This is a genomic window from Mycobacterium sp. (genome assembly GCF_049280035.1).
Lineage (GTDB): Bacteria > Actinomycetota > Actinomycetes > Mycobacteriales > Mycobacteriaceae > Mycobacterium.
Window position 1 is genome coordinate 1 of the sequence record NZ_JBAPPI010000177.1, and the last position, 8,887, is coordinate 8,887.

Here is an 8,887-nt window from a genome sequence, read left to right on the forward strand (position 1 = left end):
GTCATCCGGTCGGTGTCCGACGTCATCATCGACGACCCAGATGCGGCACGTCGCTTGGCGTGGGAGGGCATTTACTGACCGGAACAACCCGTTAACCAGGGGAAGTCCAATTATCCGGATTAAGCTAGCCGCAGCGCGACGGGACAAGGTACTTTGTGGAGCTAATTGATGAAGCCGTTCGGCGACGCCTGAAAGAACGGGGGACGTACGTGTCTCGAGACTCCAGCGACTGTTCGAAGCTTCCACGCCTTTACCTGTCGCGACCCGCAACCGTCCTTCCCGACGAAGCTGTCGACAACGAAGCGGCGCTGTCGCGCGTCCACGAATCATTCCGCGGCCCACCGGCTGAATGGGAGCCGATCGAGCAGAGCATCCGGTACGTGTTCGACCGGTGCAACACCAAGATGCGCTACCTTGACGAGGACCCCGCGCTGTCGCCGGGCGAGTTCGCGGCCCGCGCAGCGAGCGCTTGCCTGCGCGAAAACGGCTTGGCGGCAACCGATATCGACCTCCTCATCTACGGCGGGATCGCGCGTGACGCGTTCGAGCCGGCGACCGCGGCCGAAGTCGCAGGGCGCCTCGGCGCCAAGCCACTGCACGCCATAGATGTGACCTGCGCCTGCGCCGGACTCATCGAGGCGCTGCACGTCGCCGCCGGCTATTTCGCCCTGCATGACGACATCCAAACGGCGCTCATCTGCGCCGGCGAGCTGACACGTGACCGGATCACCCACGATATGCAGTCGCTCGAAGACGTCGCGGTAGGCGTCGCCGGCCTGACGCTCGGTAACGCCGCTGCCGCACTGCTGATTTCGCGAGAGCCGTTGCCGGCAGGCAGCGCACGGCTGGTCGGGGTTTTGCACAAGACGCTTTCCGAGCACTATGCCCTGTGCCGCGCGCCGGTCGACGGGCATTTCACGTCGCATTCGAAGGAGTTGTTCGCGCTGGCGGTTCACGTGCCGCCCGAGATTCGCCGACTGCTGGCCGACGCCGGATGGTCGCCAGAAGAGGTCGACCACTATGCCTTCCACCAGCCGAGCGAGGCGGTCCTGGAGCGGGTCTTGGCCGAGCTCGGCGCGCGGCCGCAGGCCTGTGTGCACACCCACTCGCTGTTTGGGAACACGGCGAGCACCTCGTGGGCGCTCGCGCTGGACTACCGCCTCCGGAACGGCACGGTGCAGGCCGGCGACAAAATCGTCGTCGCCAGCGCAGCGGCCGGATTCACCATCGTGGCTGCCGCTGCGGTGTGGGAAGGCTGATGATCCGCTACCTGCACCTGTACCGGGTCATCACCAAGACGTTCGGGTTATGGTTTCGCCCGCTCGGCGCGTTCACGCTGCTGCAGGTGCGCCAGGCGATCTCGGCGACGACGCTGGGCCTCGACCATCTCGTCTATCCCCACCACCGCAAGCAGGCGATCGACCGGCCGATCTTCATCGTCGGCAACCCGCGCAGCGGCACTACCTTCCTGCACCGGCTGCTGCTGGGAGCCGGTGATATGGCCGCCTTCGAGCTGTGGGAGATGCTGTTTCCGGCCATTACGGCACGTAAGTTGCTCGGCCGGATCGTCCCGCGGCTAGACCGGCTGTCGCCGGCGCGTTACCACCCGTCGGACGTGCACGACACCAGCCTTCGCGGTATCGAGACCGACGATGTGGCGTGGTTTTTCCGTACCCTCGACGGTCCGTTCGCCTGGGCGTATTTCCTTGCCTGGCAGGATGTTTGGGGCAGTGAGCTGTCGAGGCGTGAGTTCGGGATCGAGGGCGTGACTCCGCGTGAGGACGAGCGCTTCTTCCGTTACTACGAGGCCTGCTGGCGCCGAAACCTGACCCTCAAGCGCGCCAACCGCATCCTGGTCAAGTCGAGCATGCTCACGTTCCGGCTCGACGCGCTGCTGCGCCGCTACCCCGACTGCCGGCTGGTGTACGTGGTTCGCGATCCGGTCGAGGTCATCCCGTCCGGTATGTCGCTGCTCGCCAGCGTGCTGGAGAATGCCTACGACGTCTGGATCCGCACGAAGGAGGAGGACCAACGGCGCTGGATCGAGAACCTCTACCAGGCCTCGTGCGCGATGTTGCGCGACTTCCACGACATGACCTCAGCGGGCCTCGTCCCTGAACAAAACCTGTGCGTGATCCGCTACGAGGATCTACTGCAGAACCTCGAGCCGACGATGAAGCGGATCCTCGACTTCATCGAGATCGAGCCCAGCGAAGCCTTCCAGGAGGAGGTTCGGGCGCAAGCCGACCGGCAGCGCGGCTACACCAGCCGCCATGAGCACTCTCCCCAGCAATTCGGTCTCGACCCCGAGCGCATCCGAGCCGACCTCGGCTTCGCCTACGACGCGTTCGGGCTCTCGAGCGGGGCCGGCTGACGCGCCGGCCACGTCCTGAAGTTCGGATCTCAGGTCTGCAGACTGCAAGACGTCAGTAAGGAACTCAGGTTAGCCTCAGGCCAGCTCACCGCCACATTGAATGGAGCGCCTCGTTGCATCGGCCACGTATGTCCCGCGCCTTGGGTGCGGCTGCCGGCGCGCTGCTGGGTGCCGCATTCCTCCCAGCTGCCGCTGCCTTCGCCGACGCCTACGACATCGTTCCCGATCCAACTTCCACCGAAGTGGTCACCAGTTATTACGGGTTATACACGGCACTTCCGGCGTTCGACGCTAGCGCTCTTGGATACCGGACATTCGACGTTGACGACACGACCCTCGGTACTGTCGTCGGGAAATTCGACGCCTACGAGGCCACTACTTCGGGCGTCTTCTTCAGAGGTACCAACGAAGAAATCCTTGTCACCTCGGACGTTTCAGGTACCACAGGCACGGCCGCTGGGGACGTTCCGCCGGTCGGCTCGGTGCTCGACACTTTCATGTTCGGTAATAGCGGCTTTGGCGACATTTACTCCGCCCTCACCTCGACATCCGGTGTGGACACGATCTCGGATACGTTTGTTACGCCTTTCGGGGACTACACGACCCCCCTCGCCTTCGACGCAGCCGCAATTCCGATCGCCGAACTAGCGACGCTTGTCACCCAGGACTACGGCTTCGTGCCCGTTTCCGACAACGACGTCACCGCGATAAGCGGCATTCCGCCGTTCGCCGTAGCCGAGCCGGGACCGCAGGAATTCGCCACTGCGGATGGAACTTTCGATGCGGAGACGGTCAAAACCTGGGATTTCGCCGGCAATGCCACCGAGGCCATACTTGTCACTTCGACATCAGGTGCCACAGGCACCGGCGCTGGGGAGGTTCCGCCGGTCGGCTCGGTGTTCAACATCATCACCCTCGATTTTCCCGGCTACCAGTTGGTTTACTCCGACCTCGCCCCGACAACGCCTGGCGGCGCGGATACGATCACGGAAACTTTGGTGACCCCCTCGGGCGACTTAAACATTCCCGAAACCTTTGACGCATCCGCACTTGTCGCCGCCGGCGGAGCAACCGTCCCGTTGGCCGACGATTACGAGATCGTTCCGGCTTCCACCGCAGTGTTGAGCGGAATAAACGGGGTTCCGCCTTTGGACGTCGTGATTCAGGGATACCAGCAATTCGACGTTGACAACACGGCCCTCGGTACTGTGGCCGGGACGTTCAACGCCGACGTCAGTACCGCTGCAGATAGCTACGGTGATATCGACCGGACAATCCTCGTCACGTCCGACTTGTCAGGTGCCGCAGGCACGGCCGCGGGAGACGTTCCGCCGGTCGGCTCGGTGTTCGACACTTTCACCTTCGGTGACAGCGGCTTTGAGAACATTTACATCGACCTTGCCTCCACGACCGCCGGCGGCGATGTGATCTCGGATACCTTCGTTACGCCCTTCGGCGACTTCACCATTCCCGCCACCCTGGATCTAGCCGCACATCTGGCCGGCGTTACGTTCCTGGGCCTCTGAGACTGGCTTCTAGCCTTTGGGGTTCTGACCGCTGCTCGCTAACCCGGGCCGTCGCTGGAGGCTGCGAACAGCGGCACCAGCACGTCGCCGATCGGTGTCGCGATTCCGTGGCCACGTGCCTTGCGGATGATCACCCCGTTGCGGATGTCCCACTCCTGCGGGCGGCCGGCCTCGCGGTCGGCCAGCATCGAGGTGCCCATATCGGTGGGCGCCTGGCGGAACATATCGACCAGCTCGTTGAGATCGTCGTCACCCAGCTTGGCGCCCTCGGCCCGGGCGACCGCCGCGCACTCGGCGACGTAGCGGCGTGACATCGCGGCCACGTCGTCGCGGCGGAACATCCCTGACCGTCGCCCGGTCAGTACCATCAGCCCGGCGAGCGCGTTCACCAGTAGCTTGCGCCAGGCCGCGGTGGTGAAGTCCGGGTCGCACTCCACCGTGCACCCGGCCCCGTTCAACAAGTCGGCGATCTTGGCCGCGGCGGGGCCGTCGGGCAGCACCAGTCGCACGTCGGTGCGTAGCCTTACCCATCCTTCGGGCTGGGTCTCGGCGCCGTACCAGACGATGCCCGGTAGCACCGTCGACGACGGGCAGTGCGGCTGCACCTGCTCGACCTGCTCGACACCGTTTTGCAGCACGACGACGATGGTGTGCTCGTCACACAGCCGGGCCAGCCAGCGAGCACCGTCGTCGTTCTGGGTGGCTTTGATCGCCAGCAGGACCACCCCGACCGGGCCGGTCACCTCGCCGGGATCGGTGCAAACCGGGCCAGGCACCACGATCGGATCGGCGCCGTCGGGCCGCAGTTCGATCTGTGCTCGCGGTGTCCGTCCGCACACCAGTAGCTTGTGCCCCGCGGCGTATAGGTATGCCGCGACCGTGGTACCGACAGCACCCGGACCTACAACTGCTACTTCTCTGACGACATCCATGACGATGCTTGAAATTACCCGCCTCTAGACTGTGCTGTCGTGTTACGCAGTCATGCCTCCGGATCGTTGCGCGCCGCCGACGCGGGCCACAAGGTAACGCTGGCCGGATGGGTTGCGCGTCGGCGCGACCACGGTGGAGTGATCTTCATCGACCTGCGCGACGCGACGGGGGTATCCCAGGTGGTGTTCCGGGCCGACGATGTGTTGGCCCAAGCCCACCGGCTGCGCGCCGAATTCTGCATCGCCGTCGAGGGTGTCGTCGAGGTTCGCCCGGAGGGCAACGCCAACCCCGAGATCGCGACCGGTGAGATCGAAGTCAACGCAACGTCGCTGACCGTGCTGGGGGAGTGCGCGCCGCTGCCGTTTCAGCTCGACGAGCCCGTCGGCGAGGAGACCCGGCTGCGCTATCGCTACCTCGACCTGCGCCGTGACGGCCCAGGCGAGGCAATTCGGTTGCGCTCCAAGGTAAATGCCGCGGCCCGCGGCGTGCTGGCCGCGCATGACTTCGTCGAGATCGAGACCCCGACGATGACGCGCTCGACACCGGAGGGCGCCCGAGACTTCTTGGTGCCCGCCCGGCTGCAGCCCGGCTCGTTCTATGCGTTGCCGCAAAGCCCGCAGCTGTTCAAGCAGCTGCTGATGGTGGCCGGCATGGAGCGCTACTATCAGATCGCCCGGTGCTACCGCGACGAGGACTTCCGGGCCGACCGTCAGCCGGAATTCACCCAGCTCGACATGGAGATGAGCTTCGTTGACGCCGACGACGTCATCGCGATCTCCGAGCAGGTGGTCAAGGCGGTATGGGCGTTGATCGGCTACGATGTGCCGCTGCCGTTGCCGCAGATCAGCTATGCGGACGCGATGCGACGGTTCGGCTCGGACAAGCCCGACCTGCGATTCTCCCTCGAGCTGGTCGAGTGCACAAACTTCTTCAAAGACACCACATTTCGGGTGTTCCAGGCGCCGTATGTGGGTGCGGTGGTAATGGCTGGAGGAGCGTCGCAGCCGCGTCGCACGCTGGACGGCTGGCAGGAGTGGGCCAAACAGCGCGGGCACAAGGGTTTGGCGTACGTGCTGGTCGGCGACGACGGCACGCTGGGCGGGCCGGTCGCTAAGAATCTGTCCGACGCAGAACGCGCGGGCTTGGCAGCACACGTCGGGGCCCAGCCCGGTGACTGCATCTTCTTCTCGGCGGGGCCGGACAAGACGTCGCGCGCGTTGTTGGGCGCCGCCCGCGTGGAGATCGCTCACCGGCTCAACCTGATCGACCCGGAAGCCTGGGCTTTCACCTGGGTGGTGGACTTCCCGCTGTTCGAGCCGGCCGACGAAGCCACCGCCGCCGGTGAGGTCGCGGTAGGCGCCGGCGCGTGGACCGCGGTGCATCACGCCTTCACCGCGCCCAAGTCGGAATCGGAGGCCATCTTCGACACCGCCCCGGGCACCGCGCTGGCAGATGCCTACGACATCGTCTGCAACGGCAACGAGATCGGTGGCGGCTCAATTCGTATCCACCGCCGCGACATTCAAGAGCGGGTGTTTGCGATGATGGGTATCGGCGCAGCGGAGGCACAGCAGAAGTTCGGATTCTTGCTGGACGCTTTCACTTTCGGTGCGCCGCCGCACGGTGGGATCGCATTCGGTTGGGATCGCATCGTCGCGCTGATAGCGGGCAAAGACTCCATCCGCGAGGTCATCGCGTTCCCGAAGTCCGGTGGTGGCGTCGACCCGCTTACCGACGCGCCGGCGCCGATCACCGCGCAACAGCGCAAGGAGTCGGGCATCGACGCGGTGCCCGAGTCGCAGCGACGCTCGGCGACGGAATAGACGGCGGACCTGGCTGGGTTGACCGGGCATGAGCCAACAGATCCCGGATGTCGAAACGCTCAAAGCGTTCAACAAGACCATCACCGACGAGTTCAGGGCCAACGACGGTAAGGTCGGAGGCCAATTTCAGGGCGCCGACCTGTTGCTGTTGACCACGACGGGTGCTAAGTCCGGTCAGCCGCGAGTGTCGCCGTTGGCCTATTTCCGTATCGACGGCAAGCTGCTCATCATCGGGTCTTTTGCCGGCGCGGACGTCAACCCGGCGTGGGTGCATAATCTGCGCGCCAACCCCTCGGCTCACGTCGAGATCGGCAGCGAATCCTCGGACGTGACTGCCCGTGAATTGCTGCTTGACGAACGCGACGAGCTGTTCCCCAAGATCACCGCGGCAGCACCGGGTTTCGCCGAGTATCAGGCGAAGACGACCCGGGTGATCCCAGTTTTCGAGCTGCAGCCACTGCGTTAGCTCGATCGATCACGGCCGGATCACACCGGGCAAATCCGTTAGTGCGGGACCGACAGCGACCACAGCTTTTGCAGCGTGCTGCGTATCGGATGCCCGGACCGCAGGATGTTGACGACCTCAATCGGGAAGAGGTCCCCGTTGCCGCCGCACTTGGGCCAGGCTTCAGGGCCCTGGGTGGCCAGCACCCGGTTGGCTACCGCGATCTGCTGGTCCCGTGACGCATTGGCCGGGTTACCGATGCCGCCGTTCTGGTCCCAGGTGGACTGCTTGAATTGCAGGCCGCCGTAAAACCCGTTGCCGGTGTCTTCCCTCCAGTTGCCGCCCGATTCGCACTGCGCGACGGCGTCCCAGTCCATGCCTTCGGCGTACGCCACCCCGGTGGTGGGGTCAATGACGAGCGATATCCCCAATACCACTACCGCCGATATCACCAGCGATTTGCACACCGATTGAATACTCAGTGTCCCCCGTAAATAACTCATTTAACACGTGTAACAAACCAGCGTGAAAACTGTCAACGGGTGGGACTTTAGCAATTTAATGAGATCTTTGGTGCGCCGGCGTTTCTAGTTGCTGGAGTTCATTTAAGTCAATTAGGGTGATTATTGTTGCAATTGATACTTATGACTTCTAACGTTGCTAGAGTTATCTAGTCGTGATTAAGTTGTCTAGAGTGTCTAAAGTTGCTGATGTTATCAGAGTGACATCTGATACTTCTGAGGCTGACGCGCTCAGCGGGTCGGCTTTTAGGTGACCTCGCCGAGAAACTCCTGCACTAGCCGTTTCGGGGCCTGGGTCAGCCACGCCTCGACAATCACCTCACGCAGTCCCAGCTCGTCGATCTCGGCGAGGTTGACCAGCACCGCCGGATAACCGTCGAAATGTGGGGTAGTGAGGTAGACGTCCGGTTCGTCGGCGATCAACGCGAACTTGACGCCCTCGTCGGCCACCCGGACGCCGAGAATGTCGCCCGCAGGCGGCGCAATCCCTAACGCGGTCAGTGCTTCCCGATCGGACTTGCGCAGCGGCCGCTCCCAGGCGATCAGCTTCTTGCCGACCCGCCATTCCCGCGGTGACCGCTCCTCGGCGAGCGGGAGCTCGCCGACGATGCTGGCGACGTCCTCCCACGTGGCCATGACTCATTGTGCTCCCCGGAAACGGCCCACGCTGCGGATCGTGGCCCAGCGTTGTTCGGCCGTCGCTGCGCCTCAGGGGTGGTTAGTGTGGCAGCTGTGGCCGACGACCTCGTACTTCCCGACGAGCCGCTCGCACCCGATCAGCATCCGCCGAGCCCGGGGGCCCGCTACCGGATCACCCACCGCACCGAATACCGCTACTCCCACGTGGTGACCAGTTCCTACGGGCGGGGGTTCCTGACCCCGCGTGACCTGGCCCGCCAGCGCTGCCTGTTCCACGAGCTGCGGATCTCACCACCGCCCGCCGACAGCTCAACCAGCCGGGACACCTACGGCAACACCAGCTCGTATTTCCATGTCACCGAGCCCCACCAGACCCTGACCATCACCAGCGAGTCGATCGTCGAGGTGTATCCGCCGTCGCCCGAGCGTTGGGGCAGCGGGCCGGCGCAGGCCCGATGGGAGCAGGCCCGCCCGGTCGGAGCGCGCGGCGCGTTGGCCACCGAGTTCGCCTTGGACCTGGATCCGCCCGAGATCACCGACGGGGTACGCGAGTACGCCGCGCCCAGCTTCGCCCCCGGACGACCGCTGATCGAGGTACTGCGCGATCTCACGTCGCGGATCCACAC

Annotated in this window: 9 protein-coding genes; 6 read left to right on the forward strand and 3 right to left on the reverse strand. The window is 64.4% G+C overall.

Features of this window, described 5'->3' with window-relative positions; translation table 11 throughout:
• Positions 1 to 209 precede the first annotated feature (209 nt).
• The 3 genes from WAN71_RS05805 to WAN71_RS05815 all read left to right on the forward strand — a co-directional run bounded on the left by WAN71_RS05805 (position 210) and on the right by WAN71_RS05815 (position 3,900).
• Entirely contained in the window at positions 210 to 1,259 is a 1,050-nt protein-coding gene (locus tag WAN71_RS05805) for a 3-oxoacyl-ACP synthase III family protein (protein ID WP_422224420.1), read from the forward strand.
• Positions 1,259 to 2,374: a sulfotransferase family protein gene (locus WAN71_RS05810; RefSeq protein ID WP_422224421.1), complete on the forward strand. Its 1,116-nt coding sequence runs from the start codon at positions 1,259 to 1,261 to the stop codon at positions 2,372 to 2,374. Before WAN71_RS05805 ends, WAN71_RS05810 begins: the two co-directional genes overlap by 1 nt.
• Positions 2,375 to 2,502: 128 nt before the next feature.
• Entirely contained in the window at positions 2,503 to 3,900 is a 1,398-nt protein-coding gene (locus WAN71_RS05815) for a hypothetical protein (RefSeq protein WP_422224422.1), read from the forward strand.
• Between the two features lie 38 nt (positions 3,901 to 3,938).
• Here WAN71_RS05815 and WAN71_RS05820 read toward each other — a convergent pair whose 3' ends face one another.
• Positions 3,939 to 4,832 (reverse strand): oxidoreductase, encoded by an 894-nt coding sequence (locus WAN71_RS05820; RefSeq protein ID WP_422224423.1) that lies wholly within the window; start codon positions 4,830 to 4,832, stop codon positions 3,939 to 3,941.
• A 39-nt stretch (positions 4,833 to 4,871) separates the two neighbouring features.
• On the opposite strand from WAN71_RS05820, the gene aspS reads away from it, so the two are divergent.
• Both aspS and WAN71_RS05830 read left to right on the forward strand, forming a co-directional pair.
• Positions 4,872 to 6,656 carry an aspartate--tRNA ligase gene (aspS, locus tag WAN71_RS05825; RefSeq protein ID WP_422224424.1) on the forward strand — a complete coding sequence of 595 codons (1,785 nt, stop codon included), beginning with the start codon at positions 4,872 to 4,874 and terminating at the stop codon, positions 6,654 to 6,656.
• Positions 6,657 to 6,684: 28 nt separating this feature from the next.
• On the forward strand, positions 6,685 to 7,122 hold the full coding sequence (locus WAN71_RS05830) for a nitroreductase family deazaflavin-dependent oxidoreductase (protein WP_422224425.1): 438 nt from the start codon (positions 6,685 to 6,687) through the stop codon (positions 7,120 to 7,122).
• A 38-nt stretch (positions 7,123 to 7,160) separates the two neighbouring features.
• Here the strand turns inward: WAN71_RS05830 and WAN71_RS05835 are convergent, their stop codons facing one another.
• Together WAN71_RS05835 and WAN71_RS05840 are read right to left on the reverse strand one after the other, a co-directional pair.
• The gene (locus WAN71_RS05835; protein ID WP_422224426.1) at positions 7,161 to 7,604 is read right to left on the reverse strand and encodes a transglycosylase family protein; all 444 of its coding nucleotides are present in this window, start codon (positions 7,602 to 7,604) and stop codon (positions 7,161 to 7,163) included.
• Between the two features lie 264 nt (positions 7,605 to 7,868).
• Complete coding sequence (locus WAN71_RS05840; RefSeq protein ID WP_422224427.1) at positions 7,869 to 8,258, reverse strand: MmcQ/YjbR family DNA-binding protein; 390 nt, start codon at positions 8,256 to 8,258, stop codon at positions 7,869 to 7,871.
• A 174-nt stretch (positions 8,259 to 8,432) separates the two neighbouring features.
• Between WAN71_RS05840 and WAN71_RS05845 the strand changes: the two genes are divergently transcribed.
• Positions 8,433 to 8,887, forward strand: a 455-nt coding sequence (locus WAN71_RS05845; RefSeq protein WP_422224428.1) for a transglutaminase N-terminal domain-containing protein, incomplete at its 3' end; no start/stop codon positions are given.

What these genes read in the sequence shown, in the direction of transcription:
- WAN71_RS05820 (WP_422224423.1), bottom strand. Translation starts at nt 4,832, where the DNA reads ATGGATGTCGTCAGAGAAGTAGCAGTTGTAGGTCCGGGTGCTGTCGGT.
- WAN71_RS05840 (WP_422224427.1), bottom strand. Translation starts at nt 8,258, where the DNA reads ATGGCCACGTGGGAGGACGTCGCCAGCATCGTCGGCGAGCTCCCGCTC.
- WAN71_RS05815 (WP_422224422.1), top strand. Translation starts at nt 2,503, where the DNA reads ATGTCCCGCGCCTTGGGTGCGGCTGCCGGCGCGCTGCTGGGTGCCGCA.
- WAN71_RS05835 (WP_422224426.1), bottom strand. Translation starts at nt 7,604, where the DNA reads ATGAGTTATTTACGGGGGACACTGAGTATTCAATCGGTGTGCAAATCG.
- WAN71_RS05810 (WP_422224421.1), top strand. Translation starts at nt 1,259, where the DNA reads ATGATCCGCTACCTGCACCTGTACCGGGTCATCACCAAGACGTTCGGG.
- WAN71_RS05830 (WP_422224425.1), top strand. Translation starts at nt 6,685, where the DNA reads ATGAGCCAACAGATCCCGGATGTCGAAACGCTCAAAGCGTTCAACAAG.